This window comes from Escherichia sp. E.sYA108 (genome assembly GCF_011754335.1).
Lineage (GTDB): Bacteria > Pseudomonadota > Gammaproteobacteria > Enterobacterales > Enterobacteriaceae > Escherichia > Escherichia coli.
The window spans coordinates 2,496,245-2,515,543 of record NZ_JAAQVZ010000001.1; the positions used below are offsets into that span (position 1 = coordinate 2,496,245).

General features: G+C 49.5%; 28 protein-coding genes. 26 read left to right on the forward strand and 2 right to left on the reverse strand.

What is annotated here, in order from left to right; genetic code table 11:
* The first annotated feature begins 106 nt into the window (after positions 1-106).
* Entirely contained in the window at positions 107-322 is a 216-nt protein-coding gene (cspB, locus tag HBM92_RS11760) for a cold shock-like protein CspB (protein ID WP_000066484.1), read from the forward strand.
* Between the two features lie 363 nt (positions 323-685).
* On the opposite strand, the gene ynfU is transcribed toward cspB, so the two are convergent.
* A complete protein-coding gene (ynfU, locus tag HBM92_RS25315; RefSeq protein WP_001405948.1) occupies positions 686-856 on the reverse strand; it encodes a putative zinc-binding protein YnfU in 171 nt (56 codons plus the stop codon).
* 220 nt (positions 857-1,076) lie between these two features.
* Here ynfU and essD point away from each other — a divergent pair, with 220 nt between their 5' ends.
* The 9 genes from essD (at position 1,077) to HBM92_RS11805 (ending at position 4,054) form a co-directional block, all read left to right on the forward strand.
* On the forward strand, positions 1,077-1,292 hold the full coding sequence (essD, locus tag HBM92_RS11765) for a phage lysis protein EssD (protein ID WP_000839590.1): 216 nt from the start codon (positions 1,077-1,079) through the stop codon (positions 1,290-1,292).
* A gap of 4 nt (positions 1,293-1,296) precedes the next feature.
* On the forward strand, positions 1,297-1,608 hold the full coding sequence (locus tag HBM92_RS11770) for a YdfR family protein (RefSeq protein WP_000189915.1): 312 nt from the start codon (positions 1,297-1,299) through the stop codon (positions 1,606-1,608).
* Entirely contained in the window at positions 1,605-2,138 is a 534-nt protein-coding gene (locus HBM92_RS11775; RefSeq protein ID WP_001092971.1) for a lysozyme, read from the forward strand. Before HBM92_RS11770 ends, HBM92_RS11775 begins: the two co-directional genes overlap by 4 nt.
* Positions 2,135-2,632, forward strand: a complete 498-nt coding sequence (locus HBM92_RS11780; RefSeq protein WP_001071769.1) for a DUF2514 domain-containing protein — start codon at positions 2,135-2,137, stop codon at positions 2,630-2,632. Before HBM92_RS11775 ends, HBM92_RS11780 begins: the two co-directional genes overlap by 4 nt.
* Before the next feature lie 362 nt (positions 2,633-2,994).
* Positions 2,995-3,207, forward strand: coding sequence for a cold shock protein CspI (gene cspI, locus HBM92_RS11785; RefSeq protein WP_000066495.1), 213 nt, complete (start codon positions 2,995-2,997; stop codon positions 3,205-3,207).
* A 10-nt stretch (positions 3,208-3,217) separates the two neighbouring features.
* Positions 3,218-3,406 (forward strand): cold-shock protein, encoded by a 189-nt coding sequence (locus HBM92_RS11790; RefSeq protein WP_071524604.1) that lies wholly within the window; start codon positions 3,218-3,220, stop codon positions 3,404-3,406.
* A gap of 2 nt (positions 3,407-3,408) precedes the next feature.
* On the forward strand, positions 3,409-3,474 hold the full coding sequence (gene ynfR / locus HBM92_RS11795) for a small protein YnfR (protein WP_122134696.1): 66 nt from the start codon (positions 3,409-3,411) through the stop codon (positions 3,472-3,474).
* A gap of 4 nt (positions 3,475-3,478) precedes the next feature.
* Positions 3,479-3,709 carry a protein YnfN gene (ynfN, locus tag HBM92_RS11800; protein WP_000720962.1) on the forward strand — a complete coding sequence of 77 codons (231 nt, stop codon included), beginning with the start codon at positions 3,479-3,481 and terminating at the stop codon, positions 3,707-3,709.
* A 171-nt stretch (positions 3,710-3,880) separates the two neighbouring features.
* Positions 3,881-4,054, forward strand: coding sequence for a GnsA/GnsB family addiction module toxin (locus HBM92_RS11805; protein ID WP_001019606.1), 174 nt, complete (start codon positions 3,881-3,883; stop codon positions 4,052-4,054).
* 151 nt (positions 4,055-4,205) lie between these two features.
* Here the strand turns inward: HBM92_RS11805 and HBM92_RS11810 are convergent, their stop codons facing one another.
* Positions 4,206-4,616: a DUF1398 domain-containing protein gene (locus tag HBM92_RS11810; protein WP_000035577.1), complete on the reverse strand. Its 411-nt coding sequence runs from the start codon at positions 4,614-4,616 to the stop codon at positions 4,206-4,208.
* 300 nt (positions 4,617-4,916) lie between these two features.
* Between HBM92_RS11810 and HBM92_RS11815 the strand changes: the two genes are divergently transcribed.
* The 16 genes from HBM92_RS11815 (at position 4,917) to HBM92_RS11890 (ending at position 19,299) form a co-directional block, all read left to right on the forward strand.
* Entirely contained in the window at positions 4,917-5,123 is a 207-nt protein-coding gene (locus HBM92_RS11815; RefSeq protein WP_001031431.1) for a hypothetical protein, read from the forward strand.
* A 571-nt stretch (positions 5,124-5,694) separates the two neighbouring features.
* Entirely contained in the window at positions 5,695-6,222 is a 528-nt protein-coding gene (locus HBM92_RS11820) for a DUF1441 family protein (RefSeq protein ID WP_001389340.1), read from the forward strand.
* Between the two features lie 8 nt (positions 6,223-6,230).
* A complete protein-coding gene (locus HBM92_RS11825) occupies positions 6,231-8,330 on the forward strand; it encodes a phage terminase large subunit family protein (protein WP_000507030.1) in 2,100 nt (699 codons plus the stop codon).
* Positions 8,327-8,539 carry a hypothetical protein gene (locus HBM92_RS11830; protein WP_001072975.1) on the forward strand — a complete coding sequence of 71 codons (213 nt, stop codon included), beginning with the start codon at positions 8,327-8,329 and terminating at the stop codon, positions 8,537-8,539. The genes HBM92_RS11825 and HBM92_RS11830 overlap by 4 nt, the downstream gene beginning before the upstream one ends.
* Complete coding sequence (locus HBM92_RS11835; RefSeq protein WP_000985957.1) at positions 8,539-10,047, forward strand: phage portal protein; 1,509 nt, start codon at positions 8,539-8,541, stop codon at positions 10,045-10,047. Before HBM92_RS11830 ends, HBM92_RS11835 begins: the two co-directional genes overlap by 1 nt.
* Entirely contained in the window at positions 9,992-12,019 is a 2,028-nt protein-coding gene (locus HBM92_RS11840) for a ClpP-like prohead protease/major capsid protein fusion protein (protein ID WP_001136586.1), read from the forward strand. The genes HBM92_RS11835 and HBM92_RS11840 overlap by 56 nt, the downstream gene beginning before the upstream one ends.
* 86 nt (positions 12,020-12,105) lie before the next feature.
* Positions 12,106-12,429: a DUF2190 family protein gene (locus tag HBM92_RS11845; protein WP_001097050.1), complete on the forward strand. Its 324-nt coding sequence runs from the start codon at positions 12,106-12,108 to the stop codon at positions 12,427-12,429.
* A complete protein-coding gene (locus HBM92_RS11850) occupies positions 12,422-12,697 on the forward strand; it encodes a DNA breaking-rejoining protein (RefSeq protein WP_001283153.1) in 276 nt (91 codons plus the stop codon). The genes HBM92_RS11845 and HBM92_RS11850 overlap by 8 nt, the downstream gene beginning before the upstream one ends.
* Before the next feature lie 11 nt (positions 12,698-12,708).
* A complete protein-coding gene (locus HBM92_RS11855; RefSeq protein WP_000677108.1) occupies positions 12,709-13,287 on the forward strand; it encodes a phage tail protein in 579 nt (192 codons plus the stop codon).
* Positions 13,284-13,685: a phage minor tail U family protein gene (locus HBM92_RS11860; RefSeq protein WP_001079398.1), complete on the forward strand. Its 402-nt coding sequence runs from the start codon at positions 13,284-13,286 to the stop codon at positions 13,683-13,685. The genes HBM92_RS11855 and HBM92_RS11860 overlap by 4 nt, the downstream gene beginning before the upstream one ends.
* Positions 13,686-13,696: 11 nt before the next feature.
* The gene (locus HBM92_RS11865) at positions 13,697-14,440 is read left to right on the forward strand and encodes a phage tail protein (RefSeq protein WP_000211109.1); all 744 of its coding nucleotides are present in this window, start codon (positions 13,697-13,699) and stop codon (positions 14,438-14,440) included.
* Positions 14,441-14,500: 60 nt separating this feature from the next.
* Positions 14,501-14,887: a phage tail assembly chaperone G gene (gpG, locus tag HBM92_RS11870; RefSeq protein WP_001297778.1), complete on the forward strand. Its 387-nt coding sequence runs from the start codon at positions 14,501-14,503 to the stop codon at positions 14,885-14,887.
* Positions 14,888-14,895: 8 nt separating this feature from the next.
* Entirely contained in the window at positions 14,896-15,225 is a 330-nt protein-coding gene (locus HBM92_RS11875; RefSeq protein WP_001161009.1) for a phage tail assembly protein T, read from the forward strand.
* A complete protein-coding gene (locus HBM92_RS11880) occupies positions 15,197-18,262 on the forward strand; it encodes a phage tail tape measure protein (protein WP_000372037.1) in 3,066 nt (1,021 codons plus the stop codon). Before HBM92_RS11875 ends, HBM92_RS11880 begins: the two co-directional genes overlap by 29 nt.
* Positions 18,262-18,591 carry a phage tail protein gene (locus HBM92_RS11885; RefSeq protein ID WP_000447251.1) on the forward strand — a complete coding sequence of 110 codons (330 nt, stop codon included), beginning with the start codon at positions 18,262-18,264 and terminating at the stop codon, positions 18,589-18,591. The genes HBM92_RS11880 and HBM92_RS11885 overlap by 1 nt, the downstream gene beginning before the upstream one ends.
* 9 nt (positions 18,592-18,600) lie before the next feature.
* Positions 18,601-19,299: a phage minor tail protein L gene (locus tag HBM92_RS11890; protein ID WP_001152371.1), complete on the forward strand. Its 699-nt coding sequence runs from the start codon at positions 18,601-18,603 to the stop codon at positions 19,297-19,299.

Here is a 19,299-nt window from a genome sequence, read left to right on the forward strand (position 1 = left end):
CAGGTGTTATTCACTTATTCCTTCTTTGAGTCTCTCCAATTAAGTACGAAGTCGTTTCTGTTATGCAAACCATTTATGCCGAAAGGCTCAAGTTAAGGAATGTAGAATGTCAAATAAAATGACTGGTTTAGTAAAATGGTTTAACGCTGATAAAGGTTTCGGCTTTATTTCTCCTGTTGATGGTAGTAAAGATGTGTTTGTGCATTTTTCTGCGATTCAGAATGATAATTATCGAACCTTATTTGAAGGTCAAAAGGTTACCTTCTCTATAGAGAGTGGTGCTAAAGGTCCTGCAGCAGCAAATGTCATCATTACTGATTAAAATTCATCGCTCGTCTGTATACGATAACGAAGAAGGCTGATGCCTGAGTAGAGATACGGACAGAGTAGTGAATATTGGATCTCTTTAATAAAAAGTAAGGAGGTCCAATACATGAAACAATGGCTAGTATATTTGGCAAAATCTTAATCAGGAAAAGTATGCTAACCATTGTGGTGAAGTGCAGGTTTGCTGCATGAATAGTTTCACAGCAGAAGCTAACTGCTGGCATCGCAAAACAAAGTGCGTAAGTGGATGACTCCCACAAAAAGCACCACAATCTCAAACCCGCTCAGGCGGGTTTTTTATTATCTGCTTTAAATATATTATTAAAATATAAAAAATACTTGTTACTAATAAAATCAATCAGGCTACAGCTTTAAGATTTGTCTGGAATACTTTGTTGCAATGAGGGCAGATCAAAAGGGCACCTTTTTGTACTCTTGAAAAACTGTGTTCTGACTCTTGGGTGCAGTTTGGGCAGGAACATTTGACGAGATAATTACGGCGTGATTTTGAGTCTTTACGTTCTGACATAGGCTTTTCCTGTATAAATGGCCGTATACAGTACACTAAATATGAAAACATTTCTCGTATTATTATTTTATATATGACTTTCTTTCAAAATAATTACTCACATTTTTAATGTGTATGTTTCTTTAGCGCCGTTGAGAACAACGTGTGCTGTCAAAACTACCCCGTAGACTCCGATCTTTTTCAAACATATTGCACCATCCGTGTACATCGGGGTGAGGATATGAAATCAATGGATAAGTTAACAACAGGTGTTGCCTATGGCACATCGGCGGGTAATGCTGGTTTCTGGGCATTACAGTTACTCGATAAAGTAACTCCGTCACAGTGGGCTGCAATCGGTGTGCTGGGTAGCCTGGTTTTTGGCCTGCTGACGTATCTGACAAATCTTTATTTCAAGATTAAAGAAGACAGGCGTAAGGCTGCGAGAGGAGAGTAATCCAATGACTCAAGACTATGAACTGGTTGTGAAAGGAGTCCGTAATTTTGAGAATAAAGTTACGGTAACTGTAGCCTTACAGGACAAGGAACGCTTTGACGGTGAAATTTTTGACCTGGATGTCGCCATGGACCGTGTTGAAGGAGCTGCGCTGGAGTTTTATGAGGCAGCAGCCAGAAGGAGCGTCCGGCAAGTCTTCCTGGAAGTAGCAGAAAAATTGTCAGAAAAAGTTGAGTCTTATCTGCAGCATCAGTACTCCTTTAAGATTGAAAATCCTGCCAATAAGCACGAGCGTCCTCATCATAAATATATATGAACACAAAAATCAGATACGGCCTGTCGGCTGCCGTTCTGGCGCTGATTGGTGCTGGCGCATCTGCTCCTCAGATACTTGACCAGTTTCTGGACGAAAAAGAAGGTAACCACACAATGGCATACCGCGATGGTTCTGGCATATGGACCATCTGTCGGGGTGCCACAGTGGTGGATGGAAAAACCGTTTTTCCCAATATGAAACTGTCGAAGGAAAAATGCGACCAGGTCAACGCCATTGAGCGTGATAAGGCGCTGGCATGGGTGGAGCGCAATATTAAAGTACCACTGACCGAACCACAAAAAGCGGGTATCGCGTCATTTTGTCCCTATAACATTGGCCCCGGTAAGTGTTTCCCGTCGACGTTTTATAAGCGGCTGAATGCTGGTGATCGTAAAGGTGCATGCGAAGCGATTCGCTGGTGGATTAAGGATGGCGGACGCGATTGCCGCATTCGTTCAAATAACTGTTACGGTCAGGTTATTCGTCGTGACCAGGAGAGCGCATTAACCTGCTGGGGGATAGAACAGTGAATCAGATATTCATGGTGATTTTTCTCGTGTTGTCAGGATTTATCGTCGGAAATGTCTGGAGCGACAGAGGATGGCAAAAAAAATGGGCGGAACGTGATGCTGCCGCATTATCACAAGAGGTAAATGCTCAATTTGCTGCTCGAATAATTGAACAGGGGCGAACTATAGCCCGTGATGAGGCTGTTAAAGATGCACAACAGAAATCTGCTGAAATTTCTGCCAGGGCTGCTTATCTGTCTGATAGTGTTAACCAGTTGCGTGCCGAAGCAAAAAAATATGCCATACGCCTTGACGCAGCGAAGCATACCGCAGATCTTGCCGCTGCCGTCAGAGGCAAAACAACCAAAACCGCCGAAGGAATGCTCACCAACATGCTCGGAGATATTGCAGCAGAAGCTCAGCTTTATGCTGAAATTGCTGACGAACGCTACATCGCAGGAGTGACTTGTCAACAGATCTATGAATCTTTAAGAGATAAAAAGCATCAAATGTAGGGTAATATTAAATCGGAACATTTACATCGCGGAATGTAAAATTTAAATAAAAAGGACTCTTCCATGAGCCAAAATTCCTGAAATCTTAAGGGTAAGATAAAAGGTCTTAATCAGAATGACACGTTTTATTAATAAATAAAGCTATTCTTTCATTGCTGTGTTTTTCTTTACAAAAGTAATCCTTGCTATGGGTGGTTAATCATGCGTTAATGGTGTTCTGGTTTGTTACAAATTTATCTGAAGCAGTCATTGTTATAATTTTATTATTTGTACCTCTTGAGATTTCCTTGTTGGTTTTTCTCTCTGATATTTTTTTTCGGACCATTCTGCCCAAGGGCTAATTTCTTCAAAAGGTAATAATTATGTCTAACAAAATGACTGGTTTAGTGAAATGGTTTAACCCTGAAAAAGGTTTTGGTTTCATCACGCCGAAAGATGGCAGCAAAGATGTGTTTGTCCATTTCTCAGCAATTCAGAGCAACGATTTCAAAACATTAACTGAGAATCAGGAAGTTGAATTTGGTATTGAGAACGGACCTAAAGGTCCTGCCGCTGTTCATGTAGTGGCGCTTTGAGGTAGACAATATTACAAACCATATTCACTTTAGATGCCCGTGTTGTCATGGTTCCCAGTATAGAACATCATCTTTTGATGTTTCTGACATGAATCCTTTCGGGGCAAAATGTATCTTTTGTAAATCAATGATGATTACATTTGATAATATTTCACAATACTTAAATGCCAGCCGTCTGTCGTTGGATTTAAAAAAGTGAAAATGAAGGCTCCTTCGGGAGCTTTTTTGCTTGGTATCTATTCGATGGATACTCACATACTACGGTAACATCATGAAAAAAATCATAGTTTTTTTTAACTCTGAACCAGCAGTGGTAGTGCCAGCGATGACTGGAGTTAACACCATCATGCGTGAATATCCAAATGGCGAAAAAACACACCTTACTGTAATGGCCGCAGGGTTTCCATCTCTGACCGGAGATCATAAAGTCATTTATGTAGCCGCGGATCGACATGTTACTTCAGAAGAAATTCTGGAAGCAGCAATAAGGCTCTTGAGTTGATTTGATGCTATTGTATTGATAATTCAGGAAAATTCTCTTTGTCTGTTTGTGTAAAATTTAGACTATCGTATGTTGATTATTGCGATGTTTCATCTTATCTTTTACACGTTTGCACCATATAATCGACTTACTGTGTAACTGGAAAGTCATAACAGACTAAAAGAGGAAATGATGAATATTGAAAACTTAAAAACAAAAGCAGAAGCAGATATTTCTGAATATATAACAAAAAAAATTATTGAACTTAAGAAAAAGACCGGGAAAGAAGTTACCAGTATTCAGTTTACCGCACGGGAAAAAATGACGGGTCTTGAAAGCTATGATGTCAAGATTAATTTAATCTGATGTATTCAATAATAAAATTTATCCATAAACCTCGTTTTTACGGGGTTTTGTTATATTTGAATGGTTCCGAATATCTAAATCACAATTGTTGATGGTTTTTATTAAACCAATGCAGTCCGGCTCAGGAGTGAGAGAAGCCGGACGTTATGGTTTAGCGTGGTAAGATCTGTGTAGTTTTCTGGATGCTTTCAGTAAATAGTAATGAGTTATCAAAGGCATAGTAATATCTTTGGTGTTCCTGGATATTTGTAACCCATCGGAAAACTCCTGCTTTAGCAAGATTTTCCCTGTATTGTTGAAATGTGATTTCTTTTGATTTCAACTTATTATAGGAGGTCTCTATAAGATGTTTGTTTCTGGAGAATTTAACATTTACAACCTTTTTGAGTCCTTTTACTAACACTATGTTGTCGTTTTCTAACACAATGTGAATATTATCTGTGGCTAAATAGTAAATATAAAGTGAGACATTGTGACGTTTTAGCTCAGAATAAAATAATTCACAGTTTAAATCTTTACGCACTTGATCGAATATTTCTTTAAAAATGGCAGCCTGAGCCATTGGTAAACCTTCCATGTGATACGATGGCGCGTAGTTAGCATTATCGTGTTTATTGTTTCAATCTGGTCTGACCTCTTTGTGTTTTGTTGATGATTTATGTCAAATATTAAGCCTGTTTTTGATGAATAGTGTTGATTGCGTAACAAAATTGAGCCTTGCTGGCATCCAGGAGGGATATGCAACCGACAGATGTATGTAAGGTCGATGTACTCAAACTTTCATACTTTTCCTCTTTTATGCAGTAAGATTTGAAGTAATATTTTAACCGCTAGATGACGAGCAAACGCATGGAGCGACAAAATGAATAAAGAACAATCTGCTGATGAACTCTCGTTGGATCTGATTCGTGTAAAAAATATGCTTAATAGCACCATTTCTATGAGTTACCCGGATGTTGTAATTGCATGTATAGAACATCAGGTGTCTCTGGAAGCATTCAGGGCAATTGAGGCAGCGTTGGTGAAGCACGATAAGAATTCGAAGGATTATTCCCTGGTGGTTGACTGAGCACCATAACTGCTAATCATTCAAACTATTTCACCTGTGACAGAGTCAATATCGCATTCTGTCACTGTCAGGCTAATACAGAGCTGCAATTCAACTACTGCAATGTCCTCGTAATTAGGTGAATTTACAATATCGTCCTGTTCGGATGCCTGTTGCATTGCTGAAGATGAGGCATTTATGGTTCGCATATTTTCCCCTCATGCTCGTCAGTCCTGTGCGTAGGAAGAAACAGGACACTCACACTAATTTGTGTGGGCATGCTGTGATGTCCTTCTGAATTATTCCTATGCCATTATGTAAAGCGCTGTATCAGATGCTCATCACGGCTGTCAGGCTGTCAGGCTGTCGGGTCCTCCCGGTGGGGGCCCCTGCCACGGGGCGGGAGCGTCGCGGAAAAAGACTAGTTTTTGCATTTCCATGGCGGCGGCAGCATGTTTGGTAATTTATTGATAATTAAAAGTTATTTCTCTTTTCACCTGTACAATATTTTTTCTCCCTGTCATTAGACCAGTTTGCAATTAATTGAAATATATAAATAAACCTGATTTTCACCTGCCAGATGGAGTTGCTTATGTCAAATGTGAGCGGGATCGGTGATGCTTATTACTGGAGTGTTTTTAAAATCGCCGAGGCCTTTGGGCTTCACCGGGACACAGTAAAAAAACGGCTCCTCGCGGCCAACACTCCTGTGGCTGCGACTGTCAGGGGGAACCCCGTTTACGCCCTGCAGCATGTCGGGCCCGCCCTGTTTAGTGTGAAGCATGAGGCAGCAGACTCTGTTCATGATCCATCCCGTATGGAGCCGAAAGAGAGAAAAGACTGGTACCAGTCTGAAAATGAAAGGATCAAGCTGGAAAAGGAGCAGCGAAAACTCATCCCAGTTGATGAAGTAGTCATCGTCTATTCGTCCATGAGAAAGGCTGTCGTCCAGGTTCTGGAGACAATTCCGGATGTTCTTGAACGCGATTGCGCCCTGACTCCTCAGGCCGTCGGCGTTGTACAGCAGGCCATTGATGACCTGCGATACACTCTTCAGGAAAAATCCTACGAGGCTTGTGCTGCTGAATTAATTCCTGATGAGGAAGGAGAGAGTCTCTAGGAGGAATAATGGGTTTTTCATCAGCCCGAAATTTGGGAAGGGACATATCGGCAGGATTTTCCCCACCACGTCGCATGCCGATTTCGGAGGCTGTTAAAAAATTCATGCGTGTTCCCAAGGGGGCTGGTAACTCGGTGCCATGGGATCCTGAACTGACACCCTACATCATTGAGCCCATGAACTGCCTGGCATCGCGTGAATACGATGCGGTGATTTTTGTTGGTCCTGCGCGAACAGGGAAGACCATTGGTCTGATCGATGGATGGATTGTCTATACCATCGTTTGCGATCCTTCGGACATGCTCGTTGTGCAGATGACCGAAGATAAGGCCCGCGAGCATTCTAAAAAGCGCCTCGACAGAACGTTCAGAAGCAGTGCGGCGGTAAAGAAAAGAATGAGTCCACGTCGTAACGACAATAATGTCCATGATAAGACGTTCAGGGATGGCTCGTTCCTTAAAATTGGTTGGCCCTCGGTCAACATTATGTCGTCGTCGGATTACCGGTTTGTCGCCTTAACCGATTACGACCGTTTTCCGGAGAATATCGACAGCGAGGGTGATGGTTTCTCCCTGGCCTCAAAACGTACCACCACATTTATGTCCGCCGGGATGACTCTGGTGGAGAGCTCGCCGGGACGTGACATCTGCGACAGCAAATGGCGACGTAAGTCGCCTCATGAAGCGCCACCGACGACTGGTATTCTTTCCCTTTACAATCGTGGTGACCGCCGCCGCTGGTACTGGCCATGTCCGCACTGCGGTGAATATTTTCAGCCAGCTATGGATGCCATGACCGGCTACCGTAATGAACCGGATCCCTTTAAAGCCAGTGAGGCGGCGTATCTACTTTGCCCGCACTGCAGCGGCATTATCACTGCGGAGAAAAAGCGTGAGCTCAATAGTGCAGGAGTCTGGTTACGTGAAGGTCAGGTCATTGATCGTAACGGCAACGTTTCCGGTGAACCGCGCCGCTCCCGTATCGCCAGTTTCTGGATGGAAGGGCCAGCTGCTGCGTATCAGACCTGGGCGCAACTGGTTTACAAATTACTGACTGCAGAACAGGAGTATGAAGCGACAGGAAGCGAAGAAACACTCAGGGCGGTTATCAACACCGACTGGGGATTGCCTTATCTTCCTCGTGCCAGCATGGAGCAACGAAAAAGTGAACTGCTTGAGCAGCGGGCAGAGCCAGTTCCTTCCCGCAGTGTTCCGGATGGCGTTAATTTCCTTGTGGCGACAGTGGATGTGCAGGCGGGACGTCATCGCCGTTTTGTGGTTCAGGTAACGGGCTATGGCAGCCGTGGCGAACGCTGGATTATTGATCGTTACAACATCACGCAGTCATTGCGCAGTGACTGCGACGGGGAGAGCCAGCGAATTGATCCGGCCAGCTATCCGGAAGACTGGGATGTCCTGCTGACGGATGTTTTTCATAAAAGCTGGCCGCTGGCCTCCGATCCTTCTCAACAAATGCGACTGATGGCAATGGCGGTGGATTCCGGCGGTGAAGACGGGGTCACTGATAATGCCTATAAATTCTGGCGTCGTTGCCGTCGTGATGGCCTTGGTAAACGTATTTACCTGTTTAAGGGCGACAGCATCCGGCGCGCAAAACTGATCAGCCGTACATTCCCTGATAACACCGGACGAACGGGCCGCCGGGCGCAGGCCGCAGGTGATGTGCCGCTCTGGCTTCTTCAGACGGATGCCCTGAAAGACCGGGTGAATAACGCGTTATGGCGTGACTCGCCAGGTCCAGGCTATGTGCATTTCCCTGACTGGCTGGGGAGCTGGTTTTACGACGAACTGACGTATGAAGAGCGGAGCAGTGACGGGAAATGGAGTAAGCCGGGTCGCGGTGCCAACGAAGCTTTTGACCTGATGGTGTATGCCGAGGCGCTGGTCATTCTGCATGGATACGAAAAGATCCGCTGGCCGGATGCACCGGAGTGGGCGAGCCGGGAAACCTGGCTGGAGTGTGTCCCGGACAGTACCGAACCGTCACCCTCACCGGAGCCGGTATCCACGCCTGTTAAAAAACAAAAACGGAAGAAAACAGTAACTGACGATGTTAACCCCTGGCTGACTTCCGGAGGATGGTTATGAATCAGAATGATATTGAAGCCATGATTCAGCGTTATACGGAAGCTGAAATGGCGGTGCTGGACGGAAAATCCGTCACTTTTAATGGTCAGCAGATGACCATGGAAAACTTATCTGAGATCCGGCAGGGACGGCAGGAGTGGGAGCGCCGCCTTGCGGCTCTGATTACACGACGACGGGGGCATCCCGGGTACCGGCTGGCGAGGTTCTGATGGCAATTCTTGATGATGTGATTGGCGTTTTTTCACCAGGATGGAAAGCGGCAAGGCTGCGTTCCCGTGCGGTGATTCAGGCTTATGAGGCCGTAAAAACGACGCGGACACACAAAGCCCGACGGGAGAACCGAACTGCCGACCAGTTAAGCCAGTACGGGGCCGTGTCGTTACGTGAGCAGGCCCGTTACCTTGATAACAACCACGATCTGGTCATTGGTGTATTTGACAAGCTGGAAGAACGGGTGGTGGGGAAAAACGGGATTATTGTCGAGCCACATCCGGTATTACGCAATGGGGCCATTGCCCGTGATCTGGCAGCGGAGATACGCACCCGATGGAGTGAATGGTCTGTCAGTCCGGAAGTCACCGGGCAGTTTACCCGTCCGATGCTGGAACGTCTGATGCTGCGTACCTGGCTGCGCGATGGTGAGGTGTTTGCCCAGATGGTTTCCGGGCGCATAAACAGCTTGACGCCTTCTGCCGGTGTTCATTTCTGGCTGGAGGCGCTCGAGCCGGACTTTATTCCCATGACCAGTGATGAGAGCAACAGGCTGAATCAGGGCGTGTTTGTTGATGACTGGGGGCGTCCCGAAAAATATCTGGTGTATAAAAGCCGTCCCGTATCCGGGCGGCAGATGGAAACCAAAGAAGTGGATGCAGAGCGAATGCTGCATCTTAAATTTGTTCGCCGTCTGCACCAGATGCGCGGGACGTCTTTGTTGTCCGGTGTGCTGATCCGCCTCAGTGCTCTGAAAGAGTATGAAGATTCTGAGCTGACTGCAGCAAGGATCGCCGCTGCTCTGGGGATGTACATCCGGAAAGGCGACGGACAGAGCTATGAAACGGATGGTAATGACAGCAAGGAGAATGAACGCGAGCTTACCATTCAGCCAGGCATTATTTACGACGATCTGAAACCCGGCGAAGAAATCGGAATGGTGAAGTCGGATCGCCCCAATCCTAACCTTGAAACTTTTCGTAATGGTCAGTTGCGTGCCGTGGCTGCGGGCAGTCGTCTGAGTTTTTCCAGTACAGCGCGCAACTATAACGGCACTTACAGCGCCCAGCGTCAGGAGCTGGTTGAATCTACTGATGGCTACCTGATCCTGCAGGACTGGTTTATTGGTGCCGTCACCCGCCCGATGTACCGTGCCTGGCTGAAACAGGCTGTGGCATCCGGTGTTATCAGGCTACCCCGCGATCTGGACCGATCTTCACTGTATACCGCGGTGTATTCCGGACCGGTGATGCCGTGGATTGACCCTGTTAAGGAGGCTGAGGCCTGGAAAATTCAGATTCGTGGTGGAGCGGCGACAGAATCAGACTGGGTACGTGCAGGTGGTCGTAATCCGGATGATGTCAAACGTCGGCGCAAGGCCGAAATTGATGAAAACCGCAAGCTGGATCTGGTATTTGATACCGATCCGGCCAGTGATAAAGGAGGCAGCAGTGCCGCAACGAAACGACAGGAGCCGCAGCACACCGACGACCAGTCCGAAGAATAATTCCTGGTTCAGGATGCAGGCAGGTCACCAGAGTGACGCGGATATTTATATTTATGACGAGATTGGTTTCTGGGGTGTTACAGCGAAGCAGTTTATCAGTGATCTGAATGCACTGGGCGATATCACCCACATTAATCTCCATATTAATTCACCGGGTGGCGATGTCTTTGAAGGCATCGCCATTTTTAATGCACTGAAAACACATGGTGCGTCCATTACCGTTTATGTCGACGGTGTGGCGGCGTCAATGGCGTCGGTCATTGCGATGGTGGGAAACCCGGTCATTATGCCGGAAAACTCCTTCATGATGATTCATAAACCATTTGGCTTTACGGGCGGTGATGCGGAGGACATGCGCACCTATGCCGACCTGCTCGATAAAGTTGAGGCGGTTCTGTTACCCGCTTATGCACAGAAAACCGGGAAAACCACCGATGAAATTGCTGCCATGCTGGCGGATGAGACCTGGATGTCCGGTGCCGAATGTCTGGCACAGGGATTTGCTGATCAGGTGACACCAGCCGTTAAGGCAATGGCATGTATTCAGTCAAAACGTACAGAGGAATTTAAAAAGATGCCGGAATCCATTCGAAACATGATTACTCCGCCACGCAACAGTGCTCCACGCGTACAGGATGATGAACCTGCAGCCTCCCGGACGCCAGTGCAGGCAGCAGCACCCGTGGTGGATGAAAACAGTATCCGTGCGCAGGTACTGGCAGAGCAAAAAGCGCGTGTAAACGGTATTAATGATCTGTTTGCCATGTTTGGCGGGCGTTATCAGATGCTGCAGGCCCAGTGTCTTGCCGATCCTGAATGTTCGCTGGAGCAGGCCCGTGAAAAGCTGTTGAACGAGATGGGGCGCGAGTCCACGCCATCCAATAAAAATACCCCGGCTCATATTTATGCCGGTAACGGTAATTTTGTGGGGGACGGGATCCGCCAGGCGCTGATGGCGCGTGCCGGATTTGAAAAAACCGAACGTGATAATGTCTACAACGGGATGACCCTGCGTGAATATGCCCGTATGTCACTAACTGAACGGGGTATTGGGGTTTCCGGTTATAACCCGATGCAGATGGTCGGTGCGGCGTTCACACACAGTACGTCTGACTTCGGTAATATTCTGCTGGATGTTGCGAACAAAGCCATTCTGCAGGGCTGGGAAGATGCCCCTGAAACCTATGAACAGTGGACGCGGAAAGGTCAGTTGTCTGATTTTAAAATTGCCCATCGTGTGGGTATGGGGGGCTTCAGTGCTCTGCGTCAGGTGCGTGAAGGGGCGGAATATAAATACGTCACCACCGGAGATAAACAGGCCACTATTGCACTGGCGACCTATGGCGAGCTGTTCAGTATCACCCGTCAGGCCATTATCAATGATGATCTGAATATGCTGACCGATGTCCCGATGAAACTGGGCCGTGCGGCGAAATCCACTATTGCCGATCTGGTTTATGCCATTCTGACGTCTAACCCGAAAATCTCCACAGATAATGTAAGTCTGTTCGATAAAGCGAAACATGCAAACGTACTGGAGAGCGCTGCAATGGACGTGGCATCGCTGGATAAAGCCCGCCAGTTGATGCGCGTTCAGAAAGAGGGGGAGCGTCATCTGAATATTCGTCCTGCGTTCGTACTGGTACCGACGGCGATGGAGTCTGTTGCTAACCAGGTCATTCGCTCCTCAAGTGTCAAGGGGGCTGACATTAACGCCGGTATTATTAACCCGGTGAAAGATTTTGCGACCGTTATTGCAGAGCCTCGTCTTGATGATAACAGCCAGACCACCTTCTACCTGGCTGCGTCAAAAGGCTCCGATACGATTGAAGTGGCTTATCTCAACGGTGTGGATACGCCATATATTGATCAGATGGAGGGCTTCAGTGTGGATGGCGTGACAACGAAAGTGCGTATTGACGCCGGTGTCGCGCCAGTTGATCACCGCGGTCTGGTGAAATGTACGGCGTAAACGTCGCAGACAACAACTCTGATGGCCCGTAAGGGCTTTTTTTGTACCTGAAATCAGCCCCTGAACGGGGCTGTGCGGAGACAGTTATGGCAAAGAATTTTGTAGAAGAAGGAAAAACGGTGGCGATTGTTGCCAGTGCAGCCATCAGCAGCGGAGATCTGGTGCAGGTGGGCGATGTTTTTGCGGTGGCGCTGACCGATATTCCACAGGGTGAAACAGGCGACGGCATGACCGAAGGTGTGTTTATGCTGCCTAAGCTGAAAACGGATGACATGAAAACGGGTAAGAAGGTTTATCTGAAGTCCGGAAAAGTTCAGCTGACTAACAGCGGCTCTGATCCGCTGGTCGGGGTTGTCTGGGCAGATGCCGGAACCAGTGCAGAAGAAGTGCCGGTAAAACTCAATGTCTGATCCCTTTTCCCGGCTGGCAGCGCGTATGGATGCTATCACGGTTAGAAAGATGGGAAAGACAGCCTCGATTAATGATGTCGATATGACTGTGATCCCGGGAGAAACACTGGCAGAGCTGAATGCTCTGTCCGGACCTGCGGTCTCTCTGGTGGTGTTTTCTTCGGGATACCGCCCACGGCGCGGGGATCGCGTTGTTTATGACGGACAACAATGGACGGTCACACGGCATGAACGTTTTAACGGTAAGCCAATGATCTTTATTGAGTAAAGAGGTGTGGGATGAAGGGGCTTGAGAATGCCATCCGTAATCTGAACAGCCTTGATACCCGTATGGTGCCACAGGCCAGCGCATGGGCGATAAACCGTGTGGCACAGAAAGCGGTCTCGGTCGCCACCCGGCAGGTTGCCGGGAATACCGTTGCGGGAGATAACCAGGTGAAAGGGATCCCCCTGAAACTGGTACGTCAGCGTGTCCGGGTGTTTAAAGCCAGTCCGTCAGGAAAAATGACGGCCAGGATCCGCGTTAACCGGGGCAATCTGCCCGCTATTAAGCTGGGGACAGCCCGGGTCAGACTGGCCCGGCGTGGTGGAAAACTGCAGTACCGTGGCAGTGTGCTGAAGGTGGGTAAATATCTTTTCCGGGATGCGTTTATTCAGCAACTGGCGAATGGTCGCTGGCATGTGATGCGGCGTATTGATGGCAAAAATCGTTACCCCATTGATGTGGTGAAAGTCCCGCTGTCCGGACCGCTGACACAGGCATTTGAAGATGCCCGCGACCGCATTATTGCTGCGGAAATGCCGAAACAGCTGGGGTATGCACTGAAACAACAACTGAGGTTATGGCTGACCCGATGAACCGACATACACAAATCCGCCAGGCCGTACTGGCACGCCTTCGGGAACAGTGTGGAGACAGCGCCACGTTTTTTGACGGGCTTCCGGCATTTATTGATGCGCAGGAACTGCCTGCCGTGGCGGTGTGGCTGAGTGATGCTCAGTACACCGGAAAAATGACGGATGAAGATGACTGGCAGGCTGTTCTGCATATTGCTGTCTTCATCCGGGCACAGGCACCGGATTCAGAGCTGGATATGTGGATGGAGAGCACCATTTTCCCGGCCCTGAATGATATACCGGCACTTTCCGGACTCATCGACACCCTGATCCCTCTCGGTTTTAACTATCAACGTGATAATGAGATGGCCACCTGGGCGATGGCGGAAATCACGTACCAGATCACGTACACGAATTAAAGGAGGTGGCAATGACCACACCAAATCCACTGGCAAAAACGAAAGGTGCGGGAACGACGTTCTGGATGTACACCGGCAAGGGCGATGCGTTTGCGAACCCTTTATCGGACACTGACTGGCTGCGTCTTGCGATGGTGAAGGATCTGCAACCTGGCGAAATGACCGCTGATGCAGAAGATGACACTTATCTCGATGATGAAGATGCAGACTGGAAAACGACAACCCAGGGGCAGAAATCCGTCGGTGATACTTCGGCGACGCTGGCCTGGCGTCCGGGTGACAGCGGGCAGAAAAAACTGGTTCAGTTGTTCGACTCCGGTGAAGTCTGCGCGTTTCGTATCAAATATCCCAACGGCACTGTTGATGTTTTCCGTGGCTGGCTGAGCTCACTGGGTAAAACCATTGCCTCAAAAGACGTGATGACCCGCACAGTGAAAATCAGCGGTGTGGGGCGTCCGTATCTGGCAGAGGAAGGCACTGAAACAGTGAGCGTTACCGGGCTGACGGTGGCACCGGCATCTGCCAGTGTAAAAGTGGGAGCAACCACCACGCTGACCTTTACAGTAAAACCTGACGGAGCCAGTGACAAAGCGATCAGTGTGCATTCGACAGATCCACAGACTGCCACGGTGACCCTGAACGGGCTTGTGGCCACGGTGAAAGGCGTGAAGCAGGGCAGTGTCAGCATTGTGGGCATGACTTCTGACGGCGATTTTGTGGCAGTGGCTGCGGTGGCTGTCAGCGCCGCAGGTTAACAGGACGATACTCATCATTTGCCCCGGTTATCCGGGGCTTTTTTGCAGGTGGAGAACATGATGTTTCTGAAACAGGGCACGTTTAATTATGAAAAGCAGTCCGTGGTGCTCAGTGAGCTGTCCGGGCTGCAGAGAATTGAATATCTGGCGTTTGTTCAGCAGCGAACGGCAAAGTTTGATGCCGAAGAGGGAGAACTGCCGGAGGCTGAACGACAGATTGCTTTTCTGCGGATGGGGATGGATATCAATGCCTGGCTGGTTTCCCGCTCACTGTGGAATGCGGAACAGTCTCAGGATGTTGAGACGCTTTGCGCATCCGTTATTACAACATGGTCGTATGATGCCCTGGGAGCGGGGGCGGAGATGGTTCTGTCGCTGAGCGGTATGGGAGTCATTGAGAATGCCGGGGATTTGGAGCATGAGGTGCTGACGCCGGAAAAGTCCTGACGCGGGAAATGCAGTTTGTCATGCGGCTTGCCCGGGAGTTCCGGCGGGCAGACTGGCGGCGGATGCTGTCGGAAATGTCGGCCACTGAGCTTGGTGAGTGGGGCGATTATTTCCGGATGCAGAGCTTCAGTGATGTGTGGATGGATGCGCAGTTTGCCTCGCTGAAGGCATTGATCGTGAGAATGGTGTCCGGTAGCAGTGATGCTGCGGTGGCTGATTTCAGCCTTTTACCGGAAGAGAACGGGATACCGGAGCGAACGGACGAAGAACTGATGCATCTTGGGGAAGGTATTTCCGGAGGTGTGCGTTATGGACCAGATAGCCAACCTGGTCATTGATTTGGGGATTGATGCGGCAGAGTTTAAAAATGAAATTCCCCGTATCAAAAACCTTCTGAATGGTGCAGCCAGCGATGCAGAACGGTCTTCTGCCCGTATGCAGCGTTTTATGGAGCGTCAGACTCAGGCCGCCCGGCAGACAACGCAGGCAGCTTCTTCGGCTGCAACAGCCGCATCCGTCCATGCGCAGACGGTGGAGAAGAACGCACAGGCTCATGAACGCATGGCCCGCGAGGTGGAGAAAACCCGCCAGCGCATGGAGGCACTGAGCCAGAAAATGCGCGAGGAACAGGCGCAGGCCATGGCTCTGGCGGAGGCTCAGGATAAAGCGGCTGCTGCGTTTTATCGTCAGATTGACAGTGTGAAACAGGCCAGTGCGGGGCTGCAGGAATTACAGCGTATTCAGCAGCAGATCCGACAGGCCAGAAACAGTGGCGGGATTGGTCAGCAGGATTATCTGGCGCTGATTTCTGAGGTTACTGCGAAAACCCGTGTTCTTACACAGGCTGAGGAAGAGGCTACCCGACAGAAAGTGGCGTTTATCCGTCAGCTTAAAGAGCAGGCAACCCGCCAGAATCTTTCTTCTTCTGAGTTGCTTCGTGCTAAGGCTGCCCAGCTGGGGGTAAGCAGTGCTGCAGAAGTGTATATCCGCAAAATGGAGCAGGCAGGAAAAGCCACGCATTCGCTGGGTCTGAAAAGTGCAGCGGCCCGCCAGGAGATAGGCGTTCTGATAGTTGAACTGGCTCGCGGCAATTTAGGTGCGCTGAGGGGATCCGGGATAACGCTGGCTAACCGTGCCGGATGGATAGACACACTGATGTCACCGAAAGGCATGATGCTGGGCGGGGTTATTGGCGGTATTGCCGCGGCCGTCTATGGTCTGGGTAAAGCCTGGTATGATGGTCAGAAGGAGGGGGAAGAATTTAACCGCCAGTTGTCGCTGACGGGGCATTATGCCGGAGTCACTGCCGGGCAGCTGTGGACGCTCAGTCGTGCTATTTCCGGGAATGGTATCACGCAACATGCTGCAGCCGGTGCGCTGGCTCAGGTGGTGGGGAGTGGTGCATTTCGTGGAAACGATATCGGTATGGTGGCGAGAGCTGCCGCACAGATGGAGCGATCGGTTGGCCAGTCGGTCAGCGATACCATAAATCAGTTTAAGCGGCTGAAGGATGATCCTGTAAATGCCGCGAAGGCTCTGGACAATGAGCTGCATTTTCTTACTGCCACTCAGCTTGAGCAGATACGCGTCCTTGGGGAACAGGGGCGGTCCAGTGATGCGGCACGGATAGCCATGTCTGCACTGGCAGAGGAAACCGGTCGGCGTACTGCGGATATTGATAATAACCTCAATGCGCTGGGCAGTACGCTGAAGTATCTGTCTGATTTATGGAGTCGTTTCTGGGATGCGGCCATGAATATTGGTCGTGAAGACTCGCTGGATGAACAGATTTCCGCTTTACAGGAGAAAGTGTCGCGGGCGAAAAGACTCCCCTGGACGGCATCATCTTCTCAGGTTGAGTACGATCAGCAGCGTCTTAACGAGCTTCAGGAGAAAAAACGCCAGAAGGATTTGCAGGATGCAAAAGAGCAGGCAGAGCAGAATTATCAGGAGCAACAGAAACGCCGTAATGCTGAAAATGCTGCACTGAACCGGATGAATGAAACGGAAGCAGCACGACATCAGCGTGAAATTGCGCGTATTAATTCCATGCAGTACGCCGATCAGGCTGTCAGGGATGCGGCGATACAACGTGAAAATGAACGTTACGAGAAAGCCCTGGCATCCGGTAAGAAAAAAACACGCGAACCCCGTAATGATGAGGCCACCCGGTTATTGCTGCAGTACAGTCAGCAACAGGCACAGGTGGAAGGACAGATTGCTGCTGCCAGACAGTCAGCAGGCATTGCCACGGAAAGGATGACAGAAGCGCATAAACAGCTTCTGGCTCTGCAGCAGCGCATCAGCGACCTGGACGGGAAAAAACTGACGGCAGATGAAAAGAGTGTGCTGGCCCGTAAAGATGAACTGATTCAGGCACTGACGCTGCTGGATGTAAAACAGCAGGAGCTTCAGAAACAGACGGCACTCAACGAGCTGAAGAAAAAAACAATTCAGCTGACCAGTCAACTGGCTGAAGAAGAGCGCGCTCAGCGTCAGCAACATGACCTGGATATCGCCACGGTGGGTATGGGTGATCAGCAGCGGCAGCGATATCAGGTACAACTGAGTCTTCGCCAGAAATACCAGCAACAGCTGGAGCAGTTGAGGCGGGATAGTGAGCAGAAAGGAACATATAACACGGATGACTACAGAAAGGCCGAGCAGGCGCTGACGGAGAGCCTGAACCGACAACTGAATGAGAATCGCCGTTACTGGCAACAGCTTGAAGTTGTGCAGGGTAACTGGAAAAACGGAGTCCTGCGTGCATTTCAGAATTTTACCGTGGATGCAGATAATACGGCAGGAACAGCAGAACAGGTGTTCTCGTCAGCCTTCAGCAACATGGGAAATGGCCTGGCAACTTTTGTCACTACCGGCAAACTCAATTTCAAATCCTTCACCTCTTCTGTGCTGTCAGATATGGCGAAAATCCTGGCGCAGGCAACCATGATGAAATCGATAAAAGGGATTGGCAGTGTACTGGGATTTGATCTCAGCAGCCTTTCCCTGAATGCCAATGGGGGGATTTATCAGTCTGCTGATTTGAGTCGTTACAGTGGCACGGTGGTTAACCGTCCGACGTTTTTTGCTTTTGCAAAAGGCGCGGGTGTGATGGGGGAAGCGGGACCTGAAGCCATTCTGCCACTGCGTCGTGGTGCTGACGGTAAGCTGGGGGTTGTGGCGGATATTGGTGGTTCAGGTATGGCGATGTTTGCCCCGCAGTACAACATCGAGATCAATAACGATGGCACGAACGGGCAGATAGGTCCGGCTGCCCTGAAGGCGGTTTATGACCTCGGGAAAAAAGCGGCAGCGGACTTTATGCAACAGCAGGCCCGTGATGGTGGTCGGTTAAGTGGAGCATATCGGTAATGGAGACGTTTCACTGGAAAGTGCGCCCGGATATGAATGTGGTATCAGAGCCGAAAGTGGTGACAGTGAAGCTGGGCGATGGTTATGAACAGCGTCGTGCGGCGGGACTGAATAACCAGTTGTCGACTTACAGCGTGACGATACGTGTTCGTAAATGTGACCACCCATCTTTAAAAGCCTTTCTGGAACGGCACGGTGGCGTCCGTGCATTTCAGTGGACGCCACCTTATGACTGGAAACCGATCAGGGTGGTTTGTCGTAAATGGTCGGCAAGCGTGGGGGCGCTGTGGGTAACCATAACGGCAGATTTTGAACAGGTCGTGGCATAGGAGGCTCTGATGCAGGATATTCCACAGGAAACACATCATGAGACGACACGCCTCACTCAGTCAGCCCAGGTGGTGCTCTGGGAAATCGATCTGACAGAGGTCGGTGGTGAACGTTATTTTTTCTGTAATGAGCAGAACGAAAAAGGTGAGCCGGTTATCTGGCAGGGGCGGCAGTATCAGGTATACCCCATTCAGGGGACGGGATTTGAACTGAACGGCAAGGGCAGTGCTGCCCGTCCGACACTGACGGTTTCTAACCTGTACGGTATGGTCACCGGGATGGCGGAAGATCTGCAGAGTCTGGTCGGCGGAACGGTGGTCCGGCGTAAGGTTTACGCCCGTTTTCTGGATGCGGTGAACTTCGTCAACGGAAACAGTGACGCCGATCCGGAGCAGGAGGTGATCAGCCGCTGGCGCATTGAGCAGTGCAGCGAACTGAGCGCGGTGAGTGCCTCTTTTGTACTGTCCACGCCGACGGAAACGGACGGCGCTGTTTTTCCGGGACGTATCATGCTGGCCAACACCTGCACCTGGACCTATCGCGGTGATGAGTGCGGTTATCACGGTCCGGCAGTCGCGGATGAATATGACCAGCCGACGTCCGATATCACGAAGGATAAATGCAGCAAATGCCTGAGCGGCTGTAAGTTTCGCAATAACGTCGGCAACTTTGGCGGCTTCCTTTCCATTAACAAACTTTCGCAGTAA